24 protein-coding genes are annotated in these 24,365 nt (G+C 69.0%); 5 read left to right on the forward strand and 19 right to left on the reverse strand.

The window, feature by feature from the left end:
* Positions 1-62 precede the first annotated feature (62 nt).
* Positions 63-734, reverse strand: coding sequence for a GntR family transcriptional regulator (locus ACFPJ1_RS13075; protein ID WP_380103854.1), 672 nt, complete (start codon positions 732-734; stop codon positions 63-65).
* 105 nt (positions 735-839) lie between these two features.
* Between ACFPJ1_RS13075 and ACFPJ1_RS13080 the strand changes: the two genes are divergently transcribed.
* Genes ACFPJ1_RS13080 through ACFPJ1_RS13090 form a run of 3 tightly spaced genes read left to right on the forward strand, consistent with a single transcriptional unit; the run spans position 840 to position 3,095 of the window.
* Positions 840-1,535 (forward strand): class I SAM-dependent methyltransferase, encoded by a 696-nt coding sequence (locus tag ACFPJ1_RS13080; protein WP_380103855.1) that lies wholly within the window; start codon positions 840-842, stop codon positions 1,533-1,535.
* A gap of 25 nt (positions 1,536-1,560) precedes the next feature.
* Positions 1,561-2,193, forward strand: coding sequence for an RNA polymerase sigma factor (locus ACFPJ1_RS13085; protein WP_380103856.1), 633 nt, complete (start codon positions 1,561-1,563; stop codon positions 2,191-2,193).
* Complete coding sequence (locus ACFPJ1_RS13090; protein WP_380103857.1) at positions 2,190-3,095, forward strand: hypothetical protein; 906 nt, start codon at positions 2,190-2,192, stop codon at positions 3,093-3,095. Before ACFPJ1_RS13085 ends, ACFPJ1_RS13090 begins: the two co-directional genes overlap by 4 nt.
* A gap of 59 nt (positions 3,096-3,154) precedes the next feature.
* On the opposite strand, the gene aspS is transcribed toward ACFPJ1_RS13090, so the two are convergent.
* The 3 genes from aspS to ACFPJ1_RS13105 are packed head-to-tail and all read right to left on the reverse strand — an operon-like array spanning position 3,155 to position 6,999.
* The gene (gene aspS / locus ACFPJ1_RS13095; protein WP_380103858.1) at positions 3,155-4,948 is read right to left on the reverse strand and encodes an aspartate--tRNA ligase; all 1,794 of its coding nucleotides are present in this window, start codon (positions 4,946-4,948) and stop codon (positions 3,155-3,157) included.
* The gene (gene hisS, locus ACFPJ1_RS13100; RefSeq protein WP_380103860.1) at positions 4,945-6,288 is read right to left on the reverse strand and encodes a histidine--tRNA ligase; all 1,344 of its coding nucleotides are present in this window, start codon (positions 6,286-6,288) and stop codon (positions 4,945-4,947) included. The genes aspS and hisS overlap by 4 nt, the downstream gene beginning before the upstream one ends.
* 21 nt (positions 6,289-6,309) lie before the next feature.
* Positions 6,310-6,999 (reverse strand): MBL fold metallo-hydrolase, encoded by a 690-nt coding sequence (locus ACFPJ1_RS13105; RefSeq protein WP_380103862.1) that lies wholly within the window; start codon positions 6,997-6,999, stop codon positions 6,310-6,312.
* A gap of 253 nt (positions 7,000-7,252) precedes the next feature.
* On the opposite strand from ACFPJ1_RS13105, the gene ACFPJ1_RS13110 reads away from it, so the two are divergent.
* Together ACFPJ1_RS13110 and ACFPJ1_RS13115 are read left to right on the forward strand one after the other, a co-directional pair.
* Positions 7,253-8,479, forward strand: a complete 1,227-nt coding sequence (locus ACFPJ1_RS13110; protein ID WP_380103864.1) for a DUF349 domain-containing protein — start codon at positions 7,253-7,255, stop codon at positions 8,477-8,479.
* Between the two features lie 10 nt (positions 8,480-8,489).
* Positions 8,490-9,002, forward strand: a complete 513-nt coding sequence (locus ACFPJ1_RS13115) for a hypothetical protein (protein ID WP_380103865.1) — start codon at positions 8,490-8,492, stop codon at positions 9,000-9,002.
* 38 nt (positions 9,003-9,040) lie between these two features.
* On the opposite strand, the gene ACFPJ1_RS13120 is transcribed toward ACFPJ1_RS13115, so the two are convergent.
* The 15 genes from ACFPJ1_RS13120 to ACFPJ1_RS13190 all read right to left on the reverse strand — a co-directional run bounded on the left by ACFPJ1_RS13120 (position 9,041) and on the right by ACFPJ1_RS13190 (position 24,264).
* Positions 9,041-11,431, reverse strand: coding sequence for a RelA/SpoT family protein (locus ACFPJ1_RS13120; RefSeq protein WP_380103867.1), 2,391 nt, complete (start codon positions 11,429-11,431; stop codon positions 9,041-9,043).
* A gap of 118 nt (positions 11,432-11,549) precedes the next feature.
* The gene (locus tag ACFPJ1_RS13125; RefSeq protein WP_380103868.1) at positions 11,550-12,089 is read right to left on the reverse strand and encodes an adenine phosphoribosyltransferase; all 540 of its coding nucleotides are present in this window, start codon (positions 12,087-12,089) and stop codon (positions 11,550-11,552) included.
* Positions 12,089-13,297 (reverse strand): protein translocase subunit SecF, encoded by a 1,209-nt coding sequence (gene secF, locus ACFPJ1_RS13130; RefSeq protein ID WP_380103870.1) that lies wholly within the window; start codon positions 13,295-13,297, stop codon positions 12,089-12,091. Before secF ends, ACFPJ1_RS13125 begins: the two co-directional genes overlap by 1 nt.
* Positions 13,297-14,991, reverse strand: coding sequence for a protein translocase subunit SecD (gene secD / locus ACFPJ1_RS13135; RefSeq protein WP_380104023.1), 1,695 nt, complete (start codon positions 14,989-14,991; stop codon positions 13,297-13,299). Before secD ends, secF begins: the two co-directional genes overlap by 1 nt.
* 120 nt (positions 14,992-15,111) lie before the next feature.
* Complete coding sequence (gene yajC / locus ACFPJ1_RS13140) at positions 15,112-15,576, reverse strand: preprotein translocase subunit YajC (RefSeq protein ID WP_380103871.1); 465 nt, start codon at positions 15,574-15,576, stop codon at positions 15,112-15,114.
* Between the two features lie 244 nt (positions 15,577-15,820).
* A complete protein-coding gene (gene ruvB, locus ACFPJ1_RS13145) occupies positions 15,821-16,873 on the reverse strand; it encodes a Holliday junction branch migration DNA helicase RuvB (protein WP_380103872.1) in 1,053 nt (350 codons plus the stop codon).
* Positions 16,874-16,876: 3 nt separating this feature from the next.
* Complete coding sequence (gene ruvA, locus ACFPJ1_RS13150; RefSeq protein WP_380103873.1) at positions 16,877-17,479, reverse strand: Holliday junction branch migration protein RuvA; 603 nt, start codon at positions 17,477-17,479, stop codon at positions 16,877-16,879.
* 43 nt (positions 17,480-17,522) lie between these two features.
* Positions 17,523-18,119, reverse strand: a complete 597-nt coding sequence (ruvC, locus tag ACFPJ1_RS13155) for a crossover junction endodeoxyribonuclease RuvC (protein ID WP_380103874.1) — start codon at positions 18,117-18,119, stop codon at positions 17,523-17,525.
* 130 nt (positions 18,120-18,249) lie between these two features.
* Positions 18,250-19,419 (reverse strand): GNAT family N-acetyltransferase, encoded by a 1,170-nt coding sequence (locus tag ACFPJ1_RS13160; RefSeq protein ID WP_380103875.1) that lies wholly within the window; start codon positions 19,417-19,419, stop codon positions 18,250-18,252.
* A gap of 62 nt (positions 19,420-19,481) precedes the next feature.
* Positions 19,482-19,943, reverse strand: coding sequence for a hotdog fold domain-containing protein (locus ACFPJ1_RS13165; RefSeq protein WP_380103876.1), 462 nt, complete (start codon positions 19,941-19,943; stop codon positions 19,482-19,484).
* Between the two features lie 33 nt (positions 19,944-19,976).
* Positions 19,977-20,738: a YebC/PmpR family DNA-binding transcriptional regulator gene (locus tag ACFPJ1_RS13170; protein WP_380103877.1), complete on the reverse strand. Its 762-nt coding sequence runs from the start codon at positions 20,736-20,738 to the stop codon at positions 19,977-19,979.
* A gap of 32 nt (positions 20,739-20,770) precedes the next feature.
* Complete coding sequence (gene pdxT / locus ACFPJ1_RS13175; RefSeq protein WP_380103878.1) at positions 20,771-21,364, reverse strand: pyridoxal 5'-phosphate synthase glutaminase subunit PdxT; 594 nt, start codon at positions 21,362-21,364, stop codon at positions 20,771-20,773.
* Entirely contained in the window at positions 21,361-21,918 is a 558-nt protein-coding gene (locus tag ACFPJ1_RS13180; RefSeq protein WP_380103879.1) for a DUF6891 domain-containing protein, read from the reverse strand. Before ACFPJ1_RS13180 ends, pdxT begins: the two co-directional genes overlap by 4 nt.
* Positions 21,915-22,817 carry a pyridoxal 5'-phosphate synthase lyase subunit PdxS gene (pdxS, locus tag ACFPJ1_RS13185; protein WP_132296102.1) on the reverse strand — a complete coding sequence of 301 codons (903 nt, stop codon included), beginning with the start codon at positions 22,815-22,817 and terminating at the stop codon, positions 21,915-21,917. The genes ACFPJ1_RS13180 and pdxS overlap by 4 nt, the downstream gene beginning before the upstream one ends.
* 91 nt (positions 22,818-22,908) lie before the next feature.
* Positions 22,909-24,264 (reverse strand): aminotransferase-like domain-containing protein, encoded by a 1,356-nt coding sequence (locus ACFPJ1_RS13190; RefSeq protein WP_380103880.1) that lies wholly within the window; start codon positions 24,262-24,264, stop codon positions 22,909-22,911.
* Positions 24,265-24,365: the final 101 nt, after the last annotated feature.

Consider the following 24,365-nt stretch of genomic DNA (forward strand, 5'->3'; position numbering starts at 1 on the left):
CTGTATACGGTGTAGAGCGGGCTCTGCGGCTAGGTCGCACTACCTGCCCAGGTGAGCCCCTGTCAGGCCGATTCGAGGCGTGGGCGCAGGGAGCTTCGGACGCTGAGCACGTGGTGGCGCGCGGCCGCCTCGGCGAGGTCTGGGTCGCCGGCCTCGATGGCGGCGATCAGGCCGTAGTGCTCGGACCACGCCGACGGCGTCTGCAGTTGGGCGTTCTGGCGCAGCAGCCACTGGCCGCGCTTCACCATCGGGATCGCGATCGCGATCAGGTAGTCGTTCCGGGTCATCTCGAAGATCAGCGAGTGCAGTTCGGTGTGCAGGGTCGCCAGCGTGTCGCGGTCCTGGTCCGGGCCGGACTCGTTCACCAGGTCGAGAATCGCCCAGGCCCTCGTAAGTAGGGCGGTTTCAGGCTCCTCGGCGGAGGCCGCCAGCCGGGCCCCGAGGGGCTCCAGCGCCAGCCGGACGTGGAAGAGGTCGTCGGCCTGGCGTGCGGTCAGCTTGGCCACGAAGGCACCCCGGCGGGACACCACGTCGAGGAATCCCTCGGCCTCCAGCACCCGCATCGCCTCGCGGAGCGGGTTGCGCGACACTCCCAGCTGCTGGGCCAGCCGATCCTCGACCAGCCGATCCCCCGGCTTCAGCGAACCGTCCAGGATCAACCGGCGCAGCTCTGCCGCCACCACGTCACGCAGCGGCAGATGGCTGTCCCCCACAAGCACCGAGTTCGAAGTCACCCGGTCTATCGTATACGAAGCCATTTTCCCCGCGGAGCGATAACAACTTTCGCTTCCAGGCGAATATCTGGACAGCTCGGGAGAGGGTCCACCAGGGTCGTGGGCATGGGAATCCCGAACAGAGTGGGCCAGGGCGGCACCGGGCCGGGGGCGATCTCTCCGGACGGGAGCCCGATCGAGCTGTACGAGCGGGCTGAGGCTCGCGGCGAGGACCAGCTGATCAACGCCGTGATCCCACCGCGCAGCAGCATCCTCGAGCTCGGCTGCGGCACCGGCCGGATCACCCGGCCACTGGTCGCGCTCGGCCACCGGGTGCTCGCCGTCGACGAGTCCCCCGACATGATCTCCAGGATCACCGAGACGGAGACCCTGTGCTCGACGATCGAGGACCTGCGGCTGGATCGCCGATTCGATCTGGTGCTGATGATTTCGTACCTGATCAACGTCCCAGACAACGAAGCCCGTCGTGGTCTCCTGGACACCTGTGCCCGGCACGTGAATCCCGACGGCACGGTGTTGCTCCAGCAGCACGACCGCCGCTCCTTCGCGCAGAACGCAGTACTGGAGCGGGAGAACCACCGGCTCGTGATCTCCGACGTGCAGCAGTTGTCCGGCGACCGGCAGTCGGCCACGATGACCCACACCGTCGGCGAGGACACCTGGTCCCAGTACATCCTGGTCCAGAACCTCACCGAGCAACAGCTCACCGCTGAACTGCGCGCCGCGGGACTGGAACTCGTCGACTACCTGACGCCTGACCAGACCTGGATCCGGGCAAGGCCTCGAGCCGCGGCAACCTGATCGAGACCCGCGGACCCTGTTGGGTATGACCATGACCTCGAGCAGGCAGGACAAACCTCCGCCTGCCGCGCCGCCCGCGGGTCCAGCCGGACCAACCGACCACGAGTTGTGGGAAGCACTGCGCCGCCACGAGCCGGAGGCGCTCGGCGACCTGTTCAGCCGGTACGCCGGAGTCGTGCACGCATACGCGGTTCGTCATACCGGCAGTTACGGGTTCGCCGACGACGCGGTACAGGCAACCTTCATCACCGCGTGGCGGCAGTTCGCCCGGTCGGATCCGGGGCCGCTCGTGCACGGCACTGCCAGGGCTTGGTTGCTCACGATCGCCCGCAACGAACTCCGGAACATCACCCGGGCCAGGCGCCGGCTCGCGCAGTTCATCAGCCGCCAGCATCCCGTGCACCATCCGGACCACGCCGAGGCCGTCGCCGCCCGAGTGGACTCGGAGAAGCAGCTCCAGGTGGTCCGGCAGGCCCTGTCGAAGTTGCCCGCCCACGAGCGCGAGACCGTCGAACTCGTGTACTGGGCGGAATTGCCTGTCGCCGAAGCTGCCGTAGTACTGGGTGTCGCCGAAGGAACCGTGAAGTCGCGGCTGTCCCGGGCCCGGCGCCGTCTGCCCGCACTGCTGGACCAGACCGGACCGGAGGAGACCCGATGAACCTCACCACCCCACCCCCGGTAGAAGACCTCGACCCGGACTACGCGGACCGGATCCGCCGCCGGCTCGTGGAGGACGCCCGCAGCAGCGGGCGCCGCCGACCGGTCTGGGTCCCCGCGTTGGCCGCGGCCTGCGGAATCGCGGTGATCACGATCGGCGTCGTGGTCCTGACCCGGACTGGCGGTGGCGGGTCGGGCGGCGACGGATCCGGTGTCGCCTCCGCGCCCGCGACGAGCACGCCAAGCCCCGCACAGGTGCAGAAGGTCCCGGCCGGCAAGTCGCCGCAGGTGTCGCTCGATCTCGGGCCCGCGTCTAGCGCGGAGGCGAAGGCGGCCGCGCGGCAGTGCCTGCAAAAGTCAGCCGCAGCGACAGGGGCGCCGAACCCGGCCACCCCGGCCGATGCCGAGACGGCCACGGTCCACCAGGCTCGCTGGCTGAAGGTCCTCCCGGGTCAGGACGGCGAGCTCCGTCCAGCCAGGGACCGGATGCTGCTGCAGACATTCACCACCCGTAAGAACGTCTGGGTCGAGTGCCTCGACTCGCAACTGGCAGACATCTTCGACCCGGCCCTGGCCGGCACTTCTCGCCAAAAGGCACTGCCGCTCAACGCGGCCGAGCCGATCAACGGAAGCTGGACGATCAGGGACCTGCCCGACGGCCGGTCCACGCTGCTCTTCACCGACTTCACCTTCGTCACCATGCCGGACGTGGCCCGGGTCGAGATCAGGATCCGCTGGACCGGCGGCGCATCACCTTGGTACAGCGTGGCGGTGGTGAACGGCAGCGGGTACGTCGCGGCCTCGCAGCCGGGCGCGATCCACGAGAAACACGCGATGGAGATCGACTACCGGACGCTCGACAAGGCCGGCCGCGTCACCTCCACCGACATCGAGTACGGCTGACAGACGGCCGGCCGGATCCCCTGGGGGTGGGTCCGGCCGGCTTTCGGGGCGGGCAGCCCCTACTGCTTGGCTTCTGCCTTCTCGCCCTTGGGTTCCGGCTTGGCGTCGACGCCGGCCTCCTTGCGCTGCTCCGGGGTGATCGGCGCCGGCGCCGCGGTCAGCGGGTCGAACCCGCCACCCGACTTCGGGAACGCGATCACGTCGCGGATCGACTCGGTGCCCGCCAGCAGCGCCGTGATCCGGTCCCACCCGAACGCGATCCCGCCGTGCGGCGGCGCGCCGAACTTGAACGCGTCGAGCAGGAACCCGAACTTCTCGGTCGCCTCCTCGTCGGTCAGCCCCATCACCTTGAACACGCGCTTCTGCACGTCCTCGCGGTGGATACGGATCGACCCGCCACCGATCTCGTTGCCGTTGCAGACGATGTCGTACGCATACGCCAGCGCGTTGCCCGGATCCGTGTCGAAGGTCTCCATCGAGGCCGGCTTCGGCGAGGTGAACGCGTGGTGCACCGCGGTCCACGCCCCCGAACCCACCGCCACGTCACCGGCGGCCGTCGCGTCGTCGGCCGGCTCGAACAGCGGCGCGTCCACGACCCACACGAACGACCAGGCCGACTCGTCGATCAGACCGCCACGACGCCCGATCTCCAGCCGCGCGGCACCGAGCAGCGCCCGCGAGGTCTTGACCGGGCCGGCCGCGAAGAAGATGCAGTCCCCCGGCTTCGCCCCGACGTGGTCCGCGAGACCCGCGCGCTCGTGCTCCGACAGGTTCTTGGCGACCGGGCCGCCGAGCTCCCCGTCCTGGCCGACGAGCACGTAGGCGAGACCACGAGCGCCCCGCTGCTTAGCCCAGTCCTGCCACGCGTCGAGCTGCTTGCGCGGCTGGTCGGCGCCGCCCGGCATCACCACGGCGCCGACGTACGGCGCCTGGAAGACCCGGAACGGGGTGTCCTTGAAGTAGTCGGTGCACTCGACCAGCTCGAGGCCCATCCGCAGGTCCGGCTTGTCGCTGCCGAAGCGCGCCATCGCCTCGGCGTACGTCATCCGCTGGATCGGCGTCTGCAGCTCGTACCCGGCGAGCTTCCAGAGCTCGGCCAGGACCTCCTCGGACAGCGCGATGATGTCGTCCTGGTCGACGAAGCTCATCTCGATGTCCAGCTGGGTGAACTCGGGCTGCCGGTCGGCGCGGAAGTCCTCGTCGCGGTAGCAGCGCGCGATCTGGAAGTACCGCTCCATGCCGGCCACCATCAGCAGCTGCTTGAACAGCTGCGGCGACTGCGGCAGCGCGTACCACGAACCCGGCTGCAGGCGGGCCGGAACCAGGAAGTCACGCGCGCCCTCGGGGGTGGACTTGGTCAGCGTCGGTGTCTCGATCTCGACGAAGTCGTGCCGGTCGAGCACGTCCCGCGCGGCCTTGTTCACCTTGCTGCGCAGCCGCAGCGCCGACCCCGGACCCTGCCGGCGCAGGTCGAGGTACCGGTACTTGAGCCGGACCTCCTCGTTCACCGGCGTCGCGTGGTGCTCCTCGACCGGGAACGGCAGCGGCGCGGCCTCGTTGAGGATCTCCACCTCTTCGGTGATGATCTCGATCTCACCGGTCGGCAGGTTCGGGTTCGCGTTGCCCTCGGGCCGCGGGGAGACGACGCCGACGACCTTCAGGCAGTACTCCGCGCGCAGGCCGTGCGCGGCGTCCTCGTCCCGGATGACGACCTGGACCGTGCCGCTGGAGTCGCGCAGGTCGATGAAGGCCACGCCGCCGTGATCGCGCCGCCGCGCCACCCAGCCCGCCAGCGTGACGGTCTCGCCGGTGTGCTCGGCTCGCAAGGAGCCTGCGGAATGGGTACGGATCACGAGTTCTCCTGAGGGGTTTCGATGCCTGGTCGTACGTCCTGCGCCGGCGGCGTCCAGGTGGCCGGGTCGGCCGGCACCTGCTCGCCGCTGCGGATGTCCTTGACCTCGGGCCCGGTCTCGGTGGAGAACCACACGAACGGGATCCCGCGGCGGTCCGCGAACTTGATCTGCTTGCCGAACTTCGCCGCCGCCGGGGCCACCTCGACCGGGATCCCCCGCCGCCGCAGCGTGGTCGCCGTACGCAGCGCGTCGCCGCGCTCGTCTTCGTTGTTCAAGGCAACCAGTACTGCGGTCGGCGTACTGCGGGTGCTCTTCACCAGCCCCTGGCTGAACAGCCGGGCGAGCAGGCGGGAGACACCGATCGAGATGCCCACGCCCGGGTAGGTCGTCTTGCCGTCGCTGGCGAGCGAGTCGTACCGGCCGCCGGAGCAGATCGAGCCGTACGACTCGTGGCCGATCAGCTGGGTCTCGTAGACCGTGCCCGTGTAGTAGTCGAGCCCGCGGGCGATCTTCAGGTCGGCGACCAGCAGACCGGGCGCGTGCTCGTTGGCCGCGGTCATGATGGTGGCCAGCCGCTCGAGGCCCTCGTCGAGGATCTCGTGCTGCACGCCGAGCGCCCTGACCTGGTCGACGAACGACGCGTCCGTCGCCGAGATCTCCGCCAGCCGGAGCACCTGCTTGGCGGTCTCCGCCGGCAGCGCCGGGCCATCGGTTGCGGTGAGCAACTGAGTCACCTTGTCCGGGCCGATCTTGTCCAGCTTGTCGACGATCCGCAGTACGGCGGCGACGTCCTCGATGCCCAGGCCGCGGTAGAACCCCTCGGGGATCTGCCGGTTGTTGACCTGGATCCGGAACGGCGGGATGGGCAGCTTGCTGAACGCGTCCGCGATCACCAGCGGCAGTTCCACCTCGTAGTGGAACGGCAGCGTGCCGTCGCCGACGATGTCGATGTCCGCCTGGGTGAACTCGCGGAACCGGCCCTCCTGCGGACGCTCGCCACGCCACACCCGCTGGATCTGGTAGCGCCGGAACGGGAAGGCGAGCTTGCCGGAGTTCTCCAGCACGTAGCGCGCGAAGGGCACCGTCAGGTCGAAGTGCAGCCCGAGACCGGGGCCGTCCTCGTCCGCCGGCGCACCGAGCCGCCGGATTCCGTAGATCTCCTTGTCCGCGTCCTCGCCCTGGTTGGACAGGCGTTCCACCGGCTCGACCGCGCGGGTCTCGATCGACGCGAAGCCATGCAGCTCGAACGTCTCCCGGATCACGTCGAGGAAGTGCTGCTCGACGATCCGGTCCGCTGGGAGGAACTCGGGGAACCCACTGATGGGGCTGATCTTGCTCACCATTCGGCCTTGCTCATCGCTCTATGTCTCCAGGTCCTGCAAGTAAGGGTTGGTCGCCTTCTCCCGGCCGATCGTGGTCTGGCCACCATGACCCGGCAGGACGACGATCTCGTCGCGCATCGGCAGGATCTTGGTGGCCAACGTATGCAGCATGGTCGGATGGTCGCCGCCTGGCAGATCCGTCCGGCCGATCGACCCGGCGAACAACACGTCACCGGAGAAAAGCACCGCGGGCACGGCGCCGTTGTTCTCCGGCCCGTCGTACGGCGTGGTGAAGGTGACCGAGCCCCGGGTGTGCCCGGGGGTGTGGTCCACCGTGAACTGCAGGCCCGCGAGCTCCAGGCTCTGGCCGTCCTTGAGCTCGGCGACGTCGTCCGGCTCGGCGAACTTGTGGTCACCGCCGAGCAGCATCCGGGCACTCTCCGCACTGATCCCGGCCATCGGGTCGCTCAGCAGGTGCCGGTCGTCGGGGTGGATCCAGGCGGTGCTGTCGTAAGCGCCGCAGACGGGCAGGACCGAGAACATGTGGTCGATGTGCCCGTGGGTGAGCAGCACGGCGACCGGCTTCAGCCTGTTCTCCCGGACCACCTCGTCGACCCCCTGGGCGGCGTCCTGCCCGGGGTCGATCACGATGCACTCCGCGCCCTGGCCGGTGGCGACGACGTAGCAGTTCGTGCCCCACGAACCCGCGGGGAACCCGGCGATGAGCACGACAGACCTTCCTGGAACGTTCGGGACCACCCAAGGCTACCGGTCACGCAGTACCGAGATCGAACCGGATAGCGGCCCGTTCGACGGATTGTGACCGCAACCCCGTTGCGTAGCGGCTGGGAGTTTGTGATTGTTCAGTGATACGCGTGGGGACAGCTCCCGACGCGCCCGGAATGGTTCTGTTGACCCGGTTGAACCGGGGACTGACCAGAATGGGCACGAGCGCAGTACATACCGCCGGAAGGGGCGAGTTGTGGCCGAGGAAAGCTGGGGCCGGGTAGCAGAGGACGGAACGGTCTTCGTACGGACCAAGGACGGCGAACGAGCGGTCGGCCAATGGCCGGACGCCAACCCGGAGGAGGCCCTCGCCTTCTACACCCGCCGGTACGACGCTCTCGCCTTCGAGGTGGACCTGCTGGAGAAGCGCGTGCAGGCGGGCACCGTGTCCCCCGACGACGCTCGCGCCGCGGTGAAGAAGGTGACCAGCGCGATCGACGAGGCCCAGGCCGTCGGCGACCTGGACGGCCTGCGGACCCGGCTGGAGGCCCTCACCCCACTGGTCGCGCAGCAGCGCGAGAAGCGCAAGGCCGAACGCGCCGCCAAGGTCGAGGAAGCCCGCGACGCCAAGACCAAGATCGCCACCGAGGCCGAGACGATCGCCGCCGGCACCGACTGGCGGCACGGCGTCACCCGGCTGCGCGAGCTCCTGGACGAGTGGAAGGCCCTCCCCCGGCTCGACAAGTCGAGCGACGACGAGCTGTGGCACCGGTTCTCCTCCGCCCGGACGACGTACACCCGGCACCGCAAGCAGCACTTCGCCGAACTGTCCTCCAAGCGCGACGAGGCCGCTGTGGTGAAGGAACGCCTCGCCGCCGAGGCCGAGGGGCTGTCCTCGTCCACCGACTGGGGTCCGACCTCGGGCCGCTTCCGCGACCTGATGCGCCAGTGGAAGGCCGCCGGCCCCGCTCCCCGCGAGGTGGACGACAAGCTCTGGGCCCGGTTCCGCAGCGCCCAGGACGCCTTCTTCGGCGCCCGCGACGCGGTTCAGGCCGAGGAGAACCAGGAGCAGGTCGCCAACCTCGCCGCCAAGGAAGCCCTGCTGGTCGAGATCGAGGCCATCCTCCCGGTCAACGACGCCAAGGCCGCCCGCGAGCAACTGCGCGACCTCCTCGACCGCTGGGACGCCATCGGCAAGGTCCCCCGCGACTCGATGCGCTCCATCGACGGTCGCCTCCGCGCCGTCGAGCAAGCGGTCAAGTCCGCCGAGGACGAGGTCTGGAACCGCAGCAACCCCGAAGCCCGAGCCCGCGCCGAAGCCACCGTCAAGCAGCTCCAGTCCCTCATCGCCGACCTGGAGAAGCAGGCCGCCAAACACGAGGCCCAAGGCAACACCCGCAAGGCCACCGAAGCCCGCGAGGCCATCGAAGCCCGCCGAGAATGGCTGACCCAAGCCCAGAACGCCCTCAACGACTTCAGCTGACCACCTGGGGGTGAAGCTGATGCGCCTGGCCAGTGAGTCGGAGAACTTTCCGTTCGAGTTGGCGACGGTTTGTTACATCGAGGTGGGGGCTGACGGGGGTGTGACGTCTCCGCCGGAGGAGCACGTGCAGGTCCGGGTGCGACGCGGCGAGAGCCGGCTGTATGCGGTCTGGCCGGGGCACTATCGCAGCGATCTGTTTCTCATCGACGACATTGATGAATACGAGAAGGCGCTCGGGCTGCAGCATGATCCGGTGCGGACAGGTCTGCAGGAGCACAAGCATCAGGTGCGGTGGAGCATCAGCCCGTGCGAGGACCGCCCGACTGGTGCGTATGTGTCGGTCGAGGCTCGCTTGGACTGTGGTTGTGAGGTGAAAGACCTCAAGACCTTCGCCCGCCACATGCGCGACCAACGCGGCTGGGACATCGCAACCACAGCCGCCTGGGAAACGTCCAGCCCCACCTCGGACGCCCACGCACGCCCTACCTACACCTTCAGAATCCGCCGCCGAAGCCTCGCCTGAAGTCCACGACTCGGCGAAACAAGCGGGCTGTCTGCGGGTTACTGGGTTACTCGGTAGACGTCGAAGACGCCTTCTACTGAGCGGACTGCTTTGAGGACGTGGCCCAGGTGGGTGGGGTCGCCCATTTCGAAGGTGAAGCGGGACTTGGCTATGCGGTCTCGGGTGGTGGTGAGGGCGGCCGAGAGGATGTTGACGTGGTAGTCGGAGAGGACCCGGGTGATGTCGGAGAGGAGGCGGGCTCGGTCCAGGGCTTCTACCTGGATGGCTACCAGGAAGACGGACTGGGCGGTGGGGGCCCACTCGACCTCGACGATGCGTTCGGGCTGGGTCTGGAGGTTCTCGACGTTGGCGCAGTCGGCGCGGTGGACCGAGACGCCGGCGCCGCGGGTGACCCAGCCGATGATCTCGTCGCCCGGCACCGGAGTACAGCAGCGGGCGAGCTTCGACAGGACGTCGGTGGCGCCCTTGACGATGACGCCGGCGTCGCCGCGGGCGGTGCGCTTGCGGCGCTCGCGGGTGGCCGGCAGCCGGACACCTTCCGCCAGCTCCTCGGCCGCGCCTTCCTCACCGCCATACGTCTCGATCAGGCGCCGTACTACGGCCTGGGCGCTGACGTGGCTCTCGCCGACGGCGGCATACAGGCCGGTGACGTCCGGGTAGCGCAGGGAGTTCGCGACCGCGGTCAGGGTCTCGTGCGACAGCAGACGCTGCAGCGGCAGGCCCTCCTTGCGGAGTTGCTTGGCGATCGCGTCCTTGCCGTGCTCGATCGCCTCGTCGCGGCGCTCCTTGCTGAACCAGTGCTTGATCTTGTTCCGCGCCCGGGGGCTCTTGACGAAGGTCAGCCAGTCACGTGACGGACCCGCACCCTGCGCCTTCGACGTGAAGACCTCGACCACGTCGCCGTTCTCGAGGGTGCTCTCCAGCGGCACGAGCCGACCGTTCACCCGGGCGCCGATGCAGCGGTGCCCGACCTCGGTGTGGATCGCGTAGGCGAAGTCGACCGGTGACGACCCGGTCGGCAGCGACATCACGTCTCCGCGCGGGGTGAAGACGTAGACCTCGGAGTTGTTGATCTCGAACCGCAGCGAGTCGAGGAACTCCGACGGGTCGGAGGTCTCCCGCTGCCAGTCGACCAGTTGCCGGACCCACGGCATGTCGTTCGGGGCGCCGATCTCGGTGGTCGGCGGCGTGCCGACCTCGGGGGCCGGCGAGTTCGGATCTTCCTTGTACTTCCAGTGCGCGGCGATGCCGTACTCCGCGCGGCGGTGCATCGAGAACGACCGGATCTGCAGCTCCACCGGCTTGCCCTGCGGGCCGATCACGGTGGTGTGCAGCGACTGGTACATGTTGAACTTCGGCATCGCGATGTAGTCCTTGAACCGGCCGGGCACCGGGTTCCACCGGGCGTGCAGCACGCCCAGCGCGGCGTAGCAGTCCCGGACCGACTCGACCAGCACGCGGATGCCGACCAGGTCGTAGATGTCGCCGAACTCGCGACCGCGGACGATCATCTTCTGGTAGATCGAGTAGTAGTGCTTCGGCCGGCCGGTGACGGTGGCCTTCACCTTCGCGGCGCGCAGGTCCTCGTGCACCTGGTCGATCACCGACGCCAGATACTCGTCGCGGGACGGGGCGCGCTCGGCGACCAGCCGGACGATCTCGTCGTACACCTTCGGGTGCAGGGTCGAGAACGACAGGTCCTCGAGCTCCCACTTGATCGTGTTCATACCCAGCCGGTGCGCCAGCGGAGCGTAGATCTCCAGCGTCTCGCGGGCGATCCGCTCCTGCTTCTCCTGCCGGAGGAAGCCCAGGGTGCGCATGTTGTGCAGCCGGTCGGCGAGCTTGATCACCAGCACCCGGATGTCCTTGGCCATCGCGACGACCATCTTGCGGATCGTCTCGGCCTGCGCGGACTCGCCGTACTTGACCTTGTCCAGCTTGGTCACGCCGTCGACCAGCATCGCGATCTCTTCGCTGAAGTCTTTGGTCAGCTGGTCGATCGTGTAGTCGGTGTCCTCGACGGTGTCGTGCAGCAGCGCGGCGCACAGCGTCGGCGCGGTCATACCCAGCTCGGCCAGGATCGTGGCCACCGCGAGCGGGTGGGTGATGTAGGCGTCACCGCTCTTGCGGAGCTGGCCGGTGTGGTACTTCTCGGCCGTCCGGTAGGCGCGCTCGATGATCGCCAGGTCGGCCTTGGGGTGGGTCGCACGGACGACCCGGAACAGCGGCTCCAGCATCGGCGCCCGGTTCGGGTGCCGGGTGCCACCAAGCCGCGCCAGGCGCGCGCGGACCCGGGCCGGCGCTATCCGGGGCGGCTGCGCCGCAGGGGGCTTGGCAGCGGCTGGGGACGGCGAAGGACCAGCCACCGGGCGGCTCGCGGGCGCGCGCGGAGGCTCATGCGGTACCACGTCCGGCACCGCTGAAGTCATCGCCGGGTCTTCGCCCACGTTGTTTCCCTCCGCCGACAGACCACCAGTCTAGGGGGAAGCAACCAACGCGGCTGACACGGCCTGTGGACAACACGCCGACCGGGTGGGTCGACTGACTTCAGACAGTGACGAGAGCGCTCAACTGCTCCCCCGCGAGCCGCTCCCGGCCCGGCAGGAAGGACAGCTCCAGCAGCACCGCCGTGCCGACCACCTCGGCGCCACAGCGGCGTACCAGCCGGAGGCAGGCCTCGACCGTGCCGCCGGTCGCCAGGACGTCGTCGATCACCAGCACCCGGTCACCCGGAGCGAACGCGTCTTGGTGCACCTCGATGGTCGCCTCGCCGTACTCCAGTGCGTATGACTCCTCGTACGTCGCGGCCGGCAGCTTGCCCTTCTTGCGGACCGGGACGAATCCCGCACCCAGGGCGAGCGCGACCGGGGCGGCCAGGATGAAGCCACGGGCCTCGATCCCGACCACCTTGTCGACCACGACGTTGCCGTCCTCGTCCTTGCCCGGCTCGGCCAGCGCCTGGACCACGTCGGCAAAACCGTCGTGGTCCGCCAGCAGCGGGGTGATGTCCTTGAACACCACCCCCGCCTGCGGGTAGTCCGGAATGTCCCGGATGCCGGCCTTCAGGACCTCGTCCAGCGAGCGCATCACTTACCGCGCTTGGACCGCGGCTTGCGCGTCGGCTGCGGGCGACCCGCGCCGCTGGTCGACTTCACCGGGCGGCTCGAGGCCACCGGCGAACTCGCCTTCGGCCGGTCCTGCTTGGCCGATGCACCCGCCTTCGCTGCAGGAGCGGCCGGCTTGTCCGTCACCACGGTCGCGCCACCTCCAGCGGCGGCGACCGCCACCGGCTTGCCGACGGCGGTCGTGCCGGTCGCAGCGCGCTTGGCGAGCACCCGGCGGCGCAGCGCCTGCATGCCCGGCTCACGCTCCTTGAAGGTGGCCAGCAGCGCCGGCGCGATGAAGATCGACGAATACGCGCCGACGGCGATACCGATGAACAGCGCCAGCGACAGGTCCTTCAGCGGCCCCGTCCCGAGTACGACGGTGCCGACCACGAGGATCGACCCGACCGGCATCAGCGCGATCAGGGTGGTGTTGATCGACCGGACGATCGTCTGGTTCACGGCCAGGTTGGTCGCGTCGCTGTAGGTGTAGCGGTTCGACCCGGTGATACCGCGGGTGTTCTCCCGGATCTTGTCGAACACCACGACCGTGTCGTACAGCGAGTAACCGAGGATGGTCAGTACGCCGATCACGGTGGCGGGCGTGACGTCGAAGCCGATCAGCGCGTACACGCCGACGGTGATCAGCACGTCGTGCATCAGTGCGATGATCGCGGCCATCGACGCCTTGGGTTCTCGGAAGTAGATCCAGATCACCGCGAAGACGAGGACCAGGAAGACGATCAGCGCCAGGATCGCCTTGTTGGCGATCTGGGAACCCCAGGAGGCGCCGATCTGGGAGTTGCTCACCTGGTCGGGCGAGACCCCGGCCTCTTTGGCGATGGCGGCCCGGACCTTGGTGATGTCGTCCTGGGCCAGCGGCTTGGTCTGCACCCGGACCTTGTCCTGGCCGATCGTGGTGACGACCGGGTCGCCCAGGTCCTTCGCGTTGGTCGCCTTCACCGCGGCGGTGAAGTCGTCGACGGTGCTGCTGGTGACCTTGACGTTCGCCTGGTACTCGACGCCGCCCTTGAACTCGATACCGAGCGCCAGGCCGCGGGCGAACAGCCCGATCAGCGAGATCGCGATCAGCACCAGCGAGACGGTGAACCACAGTTTCTTGTGGCCGATGAAGTCGTAGGAGACCTCACCGCGGTGCAACCTGGCACCGATGGTTCCGAGCTTCGACATCAGACCTCGCCTCCCACGGGCTTGCGCGTCGTCGGCTTGGCCGGACGGGCCGTCGGTTTCATCTGGCCGGGCAGCCGTTCGACGCCCAGGTGCTCGGGATCGAGCCCGGACAGCTTGTGCCCGTGACCGAAGAAGTCGGTGCGAGCCAGCAGCGTCACGAGCGGCTTGGTGAAGATGAAGACCACGAGCAGGTCGATCAGGGTGGTCAGGCCGAGCGTGAACGCGAAGCCCTTCACGCTGCCGATCGCCAGGACGTACAGCACGACCGCGGCGAGCAGCGAGATCGAGTCGGCCGCGATGATGGTGTGCTTGGCGCGCGCCCAGCCGGTTTCCACCGAGGAGCGCAGGCTGCGGCCCTCCCGGACCTCGTCACGCAATCGTTCGAAGTAGATGACGAACGAGTCGGCGGTGATACCGATCGCCACGATCAGACCCGCGATGCCGGCCAGCGTCAGAGTGAAGCCGATCGCCTTGCCGAGCAGCACCACGGACGCGTAGGTGAGCGCTCCAGCCACCGCCAGTGAGCACACAACGACGAGCCCGAGGCCGCGGTAGTACAGGAACGAGAAGAGGACCACCAGGCCCAGGCCGATGAGGCCGGCCATGATGCCCGCGGCCAGCTGGTCGCCGCCGAGTTGCGGAGAGATCGTCTCGACCGAGGAGACGTCGAACGAGACCGGCAGCGCGCCGTACTTCAGCACGTTCGCCAGGTCGCGGGCCTCGGTCTCGGTGAAGCTGCCGCTGATCTCGGCCTGACCGCCGGGGATCGGGTTGTTGACGCTCGGCGTCGAGATGACCTCGTTGTCCAGCACGATCGCGAACAGGTTCTGGCCCTGCGGCAGCTTCGAGATCGCCGTGGTGGCCTTGAGGAACTTGTCACCGCCGTCGCCGGTGAACTTCAGGTTGACCTGCCACTGGAAGCCGCCCTGCGGGATACCTGCGTTGGCGTCCTCGAGGTCGGTGCCCTGCATGATCGCCGGACCGAGCAGATACTTCGTCGTTCCCTCGCGGTCACAGGTGATCTGCGGTTGCTTCGGGTCCTCCGACGACGGCTTGTCCCCGCAGGTGAAGGCGGCGAACGCGGCCTGGCTCGCGGCGTCCGGCTGCCACTGCAGCGGGTCACCGGTCACCGGCGGGAGCGACGGCGTGGCGGCCGGAGTACTCGGCTTGGCCGACGGGGTCGGGGTCGGGTCGGCGTCCGCGAGCACGCTGCTCCAGGCCCGGCCCTTCGGCGTGGCCGAGGTGGACGGCTTGACCGTCGTACTGGCCTTCGGCGTGGTGCTCGGCTTCGGCGTGGTCGACGGCTTCGGAGTCGGAGTCGGCGACGGCGGCGTGGTCGGCGCCGGCGCGCCGGGCTGACTGCCGTAGACGATCCGGAAGTACAGCAGCGCGGTCTGGCCGACCTGCTTCACCAGGGCGTCCTGGTTGGACCCGGGCACCGCCACGGTGATGTGGTTGGCGCCGGCGGTGGTGATCTCGGCCTCGCCGACACCGGCACCGTTCACGCGCTGCGAGATGATGTTCTTCGCCTCGGACAACTGCTCGGCGGTCACCTGGCCGCCGCCGGCCAGCGACTCGGCCGTCAGCGTGATGGTGGTGCCACCACGCAGGTCCAGCCCCAGCTTGGGACTCCAACTCTTGGTGAGGCCCATGATCCCGAACAACAGGACCAGGATGACTCCCAGGAAGATCAGGAGTCTCCCGGGGCGGGATGTCGTCGTCGATGCCACGTCAAATTCTTCCTTGCGTTACAGGGCACGCGCGAGCATCACAAGGGACCGCTCGCGCGCCGCACGCCGATTAGGAGGGGTGGATCAGTTCTCGGTGTGCGTGGGGGGCAGCTTGGTCTTGTCCTGCACCTTGTTGCCGCCGGCGTCCGGCACCTCGACGGAATCCTTGGCCGGCTCCTCGGCCGCCTCCGCGACGGTCTCGTCCGCGGTGTCGTCGGCGTGGTCGTCGGCGTGATCGTCCGCGTGGTCGTCGGCGTCTTCAGGGACCACCCGGCCGACCGCCGCCTTGACGAACTGCACCAGCACGCCCTCGGAGATCTCGAGCGTGACGTACTCGTCGTCGACCTCCTCGACGATGCCGACCACGCCGCTGGTGGTGACCACCTTGGTGCCCGGCTGGAGCGCGGCGACCGTGTCGGCCTGACGCTGGCGCTGCTTGCGCTGGGTGCGGCTCATGAACCAGATCATCCCGACGATCAGGATCAGCGGGAGTAGGAGCGTGATGCCCGATCCCCCGGAGGAGGCCATCGGTGCGGCGATCAGTTCCATCGGGACTCAGAATCCTTCGTAGCTAGCGGGGCCCGCGCACTTGCGAAACGGCATGCAGGTACGACGAGACGGCCTGGAGCCAGGCCAACGGCGAGTCTAACGTCGGAGGCAACCGCTGCCACCTTGACCGTGGGTCACATTTGCGTCACTGACGACCTGCCTTGGGTGCCAGTCTACGTCCATTCCCGATCTGGTCACCGTGAGCCACAGTCCCACTACGCAGTGGCACTTCGGCGCGGCCGCTCTACTCGTCTTCGGTGTCGAAGAGGGTGTCGGCGAAGGTGGCGCCCTTCGGGACCGAGAGGCCGAGGTGGCGCCAAGCGGCTGGAGTGGCTACGCGGCCGCGCGGGGTGCGGGCCAGGTAGCCGGAACGGACCAGGAAGGGCTCGGCTACCTCTTCCACAGTCTCGCGTTCCTCGCCGACGGCGACAGCCAACGTGGACAGGCCGACGGGTCCGCCGCCGAAGCGGCGGCAGAGGGCGTCCAGGACCGAGCGGTCCAGCCGGTCCAGGCCCATCTTGTCGACCTCGTACAGCTCGAGGGCGGCCTTGGCCAGCGCGAGCGTGACCATGCCGTCGGCCCGCACCTCCGCGAAGTCGCGGACCCGGCGGAGCAGCCGGTTCGCGATCCGGGGTGTGCCCCGCGAGCGGGAGGCGATCTCGGCACCGCCCTCCGGAGTGATGTCGACCTCGAGCAGGTCGGCCGACCGGTTCACGATCTTCTCCAGCTCGGACGCGTCGTAGAACTCCAGGTGACCGGTGAACCCGAACCTGTCCCGCAGCGGCCCCGGCAGCAGACCGGCCCGGGTGGTCGCCCCGACCAGCGTGAACGGCGGGATCTCCAGCGGGATCGCGGTCGCACCCGGTCCCTTGCCGACGATCACGTCGACCCGGAAGTCCTCCATCGCCATGTAGAGCAGTTCCTCGGCCGGCCGCGACATCCGGTGGATCTCGTCGAGGAACAGCACCTCGCCCTCGTTCAATCCCGACAGGATCGCGGCCAGGTCGCCGGCGTGCTGGATCGCCGGGCCGCTCGTCACCCGCAGCGGCGCGGACAGCTCGCTGGCGATGATCATGGCCAGCGTCGTCTTGCCCAGCCCGGGCGGCCCGGACAACAGCACGTGGTCCGGCGTCCGGTTGCGTCCACGGGCGGCGTGCAGCACCAGCTCGAGCTGCTCGCTGACCCGGCGCTGTCCGCCGAACTCGGCGAGCGTACGTGGACGCAGCGCCGACTCGATCTTGCGTTCTTCCAGATCCACCGCGTCCGCGGACACCAGCGGCCTGACGTTGTCTTCCATCCGCTATGCCTTCGACAGCGCGCGAAGGGCCGCACGAAGCAGGTCGGGCACTGACGGTTCGGCGGAGTCCGCGGCGAGCGGCGACACCGCGATCACCGCGTCGTCGGCATCGCGGGCCGACCAGCCGAGCCCGACCAGACCGGCGTGCACCTGCTCGCGCCAGGCCTCGGTCGGCTGCAGCGGCCGTCCGGTAACGGTCTTCGACGGCAGGCCGATCTTGTCCTTGAGCTCGAGCACCAGTCGCTGCGCCACCTTCTTGCCGACACCGGGGATCTTCACCAGCATCACCAGATCCTCCTGCGCCACCGCCTGCCGGAGCTGATCAGGGCTCAACACCGCGAGCGCCGCCTGGGCCAGCTTCGGGCCGACTCCCGAGGCGGTCTGCAGCAGCTCGAACAGTTCCTTCTCGTCGGCGTCCGCGAAGCCGTACAGGGTCAGTGAGTCCTCGCGCACCACCATCGACGTGGCCAGCTTGAACTCCTGGCCAGGTCTGAGGGTCGCCAGCGTCCCCGGGTGGCAGAAGAGCTGCAGCCCTACTCCCCCGACCTCGATCACGCAGCTGTCCAGCCCGATCGCGGCCACCGGCCCGCGCACGAACGCGATCATCCCCAACCTCCCAGCGTTCCGACCCGCTCTACGTCAACAACAGTCATCGCTTGCCCCCCTGGGCTGCCACCGCTGCGCGCAACCGCGCGACCTGGAGGCGGGACTGGGCCTGGGCTTGCGCCTCGAGATTGGCCCGGGTCTCGGTGGCTTCCTGCAGCCGGTTCGTCACGCCGCCTCGCCAGACGTGGCAGATCGCCAGGGCCAGCGCGTCCGCGGCATCGGCCGGGGTCGGTCGCTCGGCCAGCTTCAGGATCCGGGTCACCATCGTGGTCACCTGCTCCTTGCCGGCGCGGCCCGAGCCCGTCACCGCCGCCTTCACCTCACTCGGCGTGTGCAGCGCGACCGGCAGTCCGCGCCGCGCGGCGACCACCATCGCCACGCCGGACGCCTGGGCGGTGCCCATCACGGTCCGCACGTTCTGCTGGGCGAACACCCGCTCCACCGCGACCGCGTCCGGCCGGTGCTCGGCGATCCACTCGTCGATCGCCGTCTCGATCAGGACCAGCCGCTTCGCGACGTCCAGGTCGGCGGGTGTCCGGATCACCCCGACGGCGATCAGCGTCGGAGGCCGTCCGGGCGTGCCCTCGACGATGCCGAGGCCGCACCGGGTCAATCCCGGGTCGACGCCGAGCACTCGCATGAACACCACCTCCGAACGTTTGTTCGACAACCCTAGACGCCCGGTGACAGGCCGCGAAACCGACGCGCCGGGGCCTGTGGACAACGGATTCCCGGCGCCTCGCGGACGCTCCGAAGAACCGCCTGGACGCTCAGAAGAAGTCGAGCATGTACGACGTGGCGCCGCCGAAGGCCGTTTCGATCGGCCCGTCCGCGGTGGCCGAACCACCCGACGCCAGGCCGGATCGGCGAAGCGCAGCGAGCGGCGTACCGGCGTACAGGGCGGCGAGGCCGCGGGAGCCGAGGCGCAGGGTGTCGCCGGCGCCGGTGGACGGCGTCAGTGAACCCGAGCCGTCGGCGACGGACAGGTGCCAGCGGCCGGTGTTTCCGCCGACTTCCAAGTCCTCGAGCTCCAGGTCGACCTCGACCGTCGCACCGGGCGCGAAGCCACGGGCAGCGATGGCCGCTGGAGCGTCGAGCACGCGGAGCATCCACCGTTGGAGCTGGGTTTGCTTGTCGGCCTCGTGGTTGACCAGGAGGTGCACCGGGTCGTTCGGAGCGATGTAGGCCTGGACGTTGGTCGCGATCGACGAACCGGAGCCGACGGTCGCCCACAAAGCGCGGGCGGTCGCTTCGGAACCCGCCACGATCTCGTCGATGCGCAGGTCCGAGTCATGCCAGTTGTAGACGACGAAACCGTCGTCGGCGAGGTAGCCGAAGTTGTCCTCGTCCTCGAGCCACTCGGCCACCTTGGACTCGGCCCACACCAGCGGCCCGTTGACCCGGCCGGCGGCGTGCGACTCGGCCACCAGCTCCAGGAACCGCCCGGCGTCGGCGGGACCTGCCCGCCGGATGCTCACGTCCTTGCCGCCGAGCGACCGCAGATCCGCCGCAGGGAAGGAGAACCGGTAGCGTCCGCCGCCGAACTCGTAGCCGAGGTGCCGGTAGATGACGGTCGTCGCCGGGTAGAGCGCGGTCAGCGGGAAGCCCAGCTCGACGCTGCGAGCGAGCACGCCGCGCATCAGCATGCTGCCGACACCACGACCGCGGTACTCCGGGGAGACGACCACGCTGGCGATACCGGCCATCGGGACCTGCCGACCGCCCCACCACTGCCGGAAGTCCCAGAGCCGGCCGGCGGCGACCACTTCGTCCCCGGCGGCGACCCCGACGTACCGGTTGCCGTCGATGAACTCCTGCGCGTCCTTGATCCAGTCTTCCCGGTTCGCCGCCCCCAGCGGCCCGAACGACCTGGACCGGACGCGAATCACGTCATCGAGATGTTCCGCAGAGATGTCGACCAGTCGCAAAGCATCAGTCACGCCAAGACCCTACGACGAAGTCCTCGGGCCCGGCGACACAGATACCCCCAAACGGGCGACGGCTACTTCTTGTCGGTCACCCAGAGGTTGATGGTGCCTTCGACAACTACCGTGCCGTCGTCGCGGGTCGCCTTGACGCGAACCGGTACGTCGGGGCCCGCGGCCCAGGCGTCCGGGTCGGTCTCGGCCGAGCAGGTGAGGTCGGACGTGGACTTCGCCAGGTAGGCGACCTCCATGCCCTTGGGGAGCCAGCGCTTGCCCTTGGGCACGGTCGCCTCGGCCAAGGCGCCCATGGCAGCCTCGAGGCCGTTGCAGACGGCGATCGCGTGCACGGTGCCGATGTGGTTCTGCACCGCGCGCCGCTTCGGCAGCACCAGGCACGTGTAGTTCGGGCTCACCTGGACGAACCGCGGCCGGATCGACCGGAAGTACGGCGCCTTCCAGGTGAAGGCGAGCGAGAACGCCCGCTGACCGCCGGGCACACCCCGGAACTTCTCCCACATCGCGAGCACCTGAGTCGCCATGCGGAAGATGTTACCTGCAGGTAACAGCGGTTGTCAGCCGACCTGTTCCATGACCTCGTCGGAGACGTCGAAGTTGGCGTAGACGTTCTGGACGTCGTCGCTGTCCTCGAGTGCGTCGATCAGCCGGAAGATCTTGCCGGCCCCCTCGGCGTCCAGCTCGACCGTCATCGACGGCACGAACGACGCGTCGGCCGACTCGTAGTCGATCCCGGCGTCCTGCAGCGCGGTCCGGACCTTGACCAGGTCACTGGCCTCGCTGATCACCTCGAAGGAGTCGCCGAGGTCGTTCACCTCGTCGGCGCCGGCCTCGAGCACGGCCTCCATCACGTCGTCCTCGGAGAAGGTCTTGCCGTCCTGCTCCTTGCCGACCACGATGACGCCCTTGCGGTTGAACAGGTACGCGACGCTGTTCGGGTCCGCGAGCGAGCCGCCGTTGCGGGTCATCGCGGTCCGTACGTCGGCCGCGGCTCGGTTCCGGTTGTCGGTCAGGCACTCGATCAGCATCGCGACGCCGTTCGGCCCGTAGCCCTCGTACGTGATCGACTGCCAGTCCGCGCCACCCGCCTCGGCACCGGAGCCGCGCTTGACAGCGCGGTCGATGTTGTCGTTCGGGACCGAGGACTTCTTCGCCTTCTGGACCGCGTCGTACAGGGTCGGGTTGCCCGCGAGATCGCCGCCGCCGGTGCGGGCGGCCACCTCGATGTTCTTGATCAGCTTCGCGAAGAGCTTGGCGCGCCTCGAGTCGATGACCGCTTTCTTGTGCTTGGTGGTGGCCCATTTGGAGTGGCCTGACATCGCGAACCCAACCCTTCTACCGCCGAACTGACTTAGTGGTCGCGCACCAGATCGGCGAAGTATCCGTGCAGCCTGGCGTCCCCGGTCAGCTCCGGATGGAACGACGTGGCCAGCAACCGATCGTGGCGAACCGCGACGATCCTACCTTCGGCCGGGCCAGAGCTCACGGTCGACAGCACCTCGACCTCCCGGCCGACCCGTTCCACCCAGGGTGCCCGGATGAACACCGCGTGGTACGGCGTGTCGAACGCGGCGAAGGTCAGGTCCGCCTCGAAGGAGTCCACCTGGCGGCCGAAGGCGTTGCGGCGGACGGTCACGTCGAGCCCGCCGAGTGTCTCCTGGCCCTCGATCCCGCCGGTGATCTCGTTCGCCAGCATGATCATCCCGGCGCAGGTGCCGAACACCGGCATGCCGTCCGCGATCCGCTTCTGCAGCGGCTCGAACAGCTCGAAGGACCGGGCCAGCTTGTCCATCGTGGTGGACTCGCCGCCCGGCAGCACCAGGCCGTCGACGTCGGCCAGTTCCGACGGGCGGCGTACCGGCCGGCCCTCGACGCCGACCTTGGCCAGCATCGCCAGGTGCTCGCGAACGTTGCCTTGCAGGGCGAAGACGCCGATGACGGTCAAAGCTGAACCCTCCGTTGCCAGTTCACGGTGATTTCGATCCGGCCTTCGTCGAAGACGGCCGGCAGACCACGCTCGCGCAGCAGGGTGAGCACATCCGCCAGCAACGGCTCCCCCGGCGCCACGTTGGCCGTGTCGGAATGCCACACCTTCAGCTCGAGCATGCCGAAGTCGACGGCGTGCCAGACGTCGGTGTCGGTGAAGAACACCAAGCCCTTCGGAGCAGCGGTTGCCTCGAGCGCCTGGCGGGCCGCGTGGTGGTCGGCGCAGTAGCGCACCACCACGAGCCCGAGCGACTCCAGCTCGGCCAGTACTGCGTCCAGCCGATCCGGGTCGGTCTCGGCCGGCCAGGTGGCCGCTTCGTCGGCCAGCTCCGCCTCGGCGCCGGAGATGAGCTCCGGCACGAGTACTGCGGGGTTGGCCGAGGGGGCGTCCTCCTGGACGGCCTCGGTCAGCGTGGCGCTGACCGCACCACGGTCGGCGTACCCGGAACGGACCAGGACGCGGGCGAGTCCCCGCAGCTCCCTGGCCGTCCGGTCGCTGACAGGAGTCGTCACCAGCCGCGCTCGGCGAGCCGGTGCGGCTGCGGGATCTCGTCGACGTTGATGCCGACCATGGCCTCGCCGAGACCGCGGGACACCTTGGCCAGCACGTCCGGGTCGTCGAAGAAGGTGGTCGCCTTGACGATCGCCTCGGCGCGCTGGGCCGGGTTGCCGGACTTGAAGATGCCGGAGCCGACGAAAACGCCCTCGGCGCCGAGCTGCATCATCATCGCGGCGTCGGCCGGGGTGGCGATCCCGCCGGCGGTGAACAGCACCACCGGGAGCTTGCCGGCCGCGGCGACCTCCTTGACCAGCTCGTACGGCGCCTGCAGCTCCTTGGCCGCGACGTACAGCTCGTCCTCGGGCAGGTTCTGCAGCTTGCGGAGCTCCTGGCGGATCTGGCGCATGTGGGTGGTCGCGTTGGACACGTCACCGGTGCCTGCCTCGCCCTTGGAGCGGATCATCGCCGCACCCTCGGTGATCCGGCGCAGCGCCTCGCCCAGGTTGGTCGCGCCACAGACGAAGGGGACGGTGAAGTTCCACTTGTCGATGTGGTTCGCGTAGTCGGCCGGGGTCAGCACCTCGGACTCGTCGATGTAGTCGACGCCGAGGCTCTGCAGCACCTGCGCCTCGACGAAGTGGCCGATCCGGGCCTTGGCCATCACCGGGATCGAGACGGCGCTGATGATGCTGTCGATCATGTCCGGGTCGCTCATCCGGGAGACGCCGCCCTGGGCGCGGATGTCGGCCGGGACCCGCTCCAGCGCCATCACCGCGACGGCTCCGGCGTCCTCGGCGATCTTGGCCTGCTCGGCGGTGACGACGTCCATGATCACGCCGCCCTTGAGCATCTCGGCCATGCCCCGCTTGACCTTCGCGGTACCGGTCTGCGGGCTGTTCTGGGTCTCGGTCACTACATCCTCCTGGTCGCGGCTTGACACGCCTCCAGCGTAGGACGCTTTCCAGCGCAACCCTCAGTCCACCTCGAATCCACTGGACTGATGGTCAACCGGCCCGTTCCAGGGCTACCTCGAGGCGGGCGACGACCAGCCGCAGCGTCGCCGGTGGCGCGGTGAACGGGATCCTGATGTGCCGCCTGTCCGTGCCGTCCGGCGTGAACAGGTCGCCGGCCCCCAGCAGCAGCCCCTGCTCCCGGGCCGCCTCCAGCACCCGCCGAGCTCGTACTGCGGTCAGCTCCAGCCACAACGTCATGCCACCGGTCGGGGTGGGCCAGGCCACGCCGTCCAAGGTCCTCAGCCCGGTCTCCAGCGCGGCCAGGTTCGCCCGCAGCCGGGTCTTCCGCCGGGAGATCACCCGGTCGAGCCGGCCCAGAATCGCTTGGGCCAGCAAGTCGTCCAGTGCGCTCGGCGAGGTGACACTGAGCTGTGCCGCGGTGTTGATCCGTCTGCGGAGCTGCCGTCCGGTCCGAACCCAGCCGACGCGCAGTCCACCCCACACGGTCTTGCTCAGCGATCCCACGCTCACCGTCCGCGGGTAGCGGCTCAGCGGATCCGCCTGCTCTCCGCCAGCGAGCCAAAGCGGCCGCATGGTCTCGTCGCTGATCAGTGCGGCGTCATACCGCCGCGCGATCTCCACCACAGCCGTACGCCGGTCCGCGGGCAGGCTCAACCCGGTCGGGTTGTGGTTGTCCGCCTGTAGGTAGATCACCTTGGGCTTGTGGCGTCGGCAGAGGTGTGCGAGCTGGTCCGTGTCCCAGACGCCCGCAGGCCAGCCCACTACGTCCAGCCGGTGCTTCCGCAGCAGGTCAAAGGCCGCCGGGTACGTCGGGGACTCGGTGATCGCCACACCTGGTCCTAGGTCCAGCCCGGCTAGCGCCGCATTGAGCCCGGCGGCAGCCCCCACCGTGAGAGTCAGCTGGCCCGGTTCTGTCGGAACGCCCTCGAGCGTGAGGCGCTCCGCGAGCGCAGTACGGAGTTCCAGGGAGCCGCCGGAGGGCGGGCCGTCGCCGCCCATCGCGTGGGGCAGGCCCTCGGCCACGATCTGCGCGGCGACCTCGGCTACATCGTGCGGAGCCGCAGTAGTAGCGAATCGCAGGTCCAGGACGGGCTGATCTCCCGCAGTGACGGTGGAAGCTGGCGCCACAGGGTCCAGCAGCCGGTCGAGCGGCCGCACATGAGTCCCGGACCCTCGCTTGGTCTCGAGCACGCCGTCCGCCCGCAGCTGATCCAAGGCCCGTACTACGGTGACGCGGCTGAGGCCGAGTCGCTCGGAGAGGACCCGTTCGGACGGCAGTCTCGAACCGATCGAGAGGTCCCCGCGCTCGATCCGCCGCAGCACCAGCGCCTCGACCTGCTCGGTCTTGGTGCCATCCGCCGGATCCAGGTCGCTCCCCCGCCACATAAGTCCAGTCTCCCACCATTGGCCTCACGCCCCGACCAGGCGCTCCTCTTCACGCGCCACACCCCCACCGGATGCTCGCCCATCGCGCGAGGGGTCCCCCT

The organism is Kribbella qitaiheensis (assembly GCF_042657745.1).
GTDB lineage: Bacteria > Actinomycetota > Actinomycetes > Propionibacteriales > Kribbellaceae > Kribbella > Kribbella qitaiheensis.

Bases quoted from the DNA above. Each gene is read 5' to 3' on its own strand.
- ruvB (WP_380103872.1), bottom strand. From the start codon at position 16,873: ATGGAAGACAACGTCAGGCCGCTGGTGTCCGCGGACGCGGTGGATCTG.
- ACFPJ1_RS13170 (WP_380103877.1), bottom strand. From the start codon at position 20,738: ATGTCAGGCCACTCCAAATGGGCCACCACCAAGCACAAGAAAGCGGTC.
- ACFPJ1_RS13090 (WP_380103857.1), top strand. From the start codon at position 2,190: ATGAACCTCACCACCCCACCCCCGGTAGAAGACCTCGACCCGGACTAC.
- ACFPJ1_RS13120 (WP_380103867.1), bottom strand. From the start codon at position 11,431: ATGACTTCAGCGGTGCCGGACGTGGTACCGCATGAGCCTCCGCGCGCG.
- ruvA (WP_380103873.1), bottom strand. From the start codon at position 17,479: ATGATCGCGTTCGTGCGCGGGCCGGTGGCCGCGATCGGGCTGGACAGC.
- secF (WP_380103870.1), bottom strand. From the start codon at position 13,297: ATGTCGAAGCTCGGAACCATCGGTGCCAGGTTGCACCGCGGTGAGGTC.
- ACFPJ1_RS13165 (WP_380103876.1), bottom strand. From the start codon at position 19,943: ATGGCGACTCAGGTGCTCGCGATGTGGGAGAAGTTCCGGGGTGTGCCC.
- yajC (WP_380103871.1), bottom strand. From the start codon at position 15,576: ATGGAACTGATCGCCGCACCGATGGCCTCCTCCGGGGGATCGGGCATC.
- ACFPJ1_RS13085 (WP_380103856.1), top strand. From the start codon at position 1,561: ATGACCATGACCTCGAGCAGGCAGGACAAACCTCCGCCTGCCGCGCCG.
- ACFPJ1_RS13190 (WP_380103880.1), bottom strand. From the start codon at position 24,264: ATGTGGCGGGGGAGCGACCTGGATCCGGCGGATGGCACCAAGACCGAG.
- ACFPJ1_RS13080 (WP_380103855.1), top strand. From the start codon at position 840: ATGGGAATCCCGAACAGAGTGGGCCAGGGCGGCACCGGGCCGGGGGCG.
- ruvC (WP_380103874.1), bottom strand. From the start codon at position 18,119: ATGCGAGTGCTCGGCGTCGACCCGGGATTGACCCGGTGCGGCCTCGGC.
- ACFPJ1_RS13125 (WP_380103868.1), bottom strand. From the start codon at position 12,089: ATGCGCTCGCTGGACGAGGTCCTGAAGGCCGGCATCCGGGACATTCCG.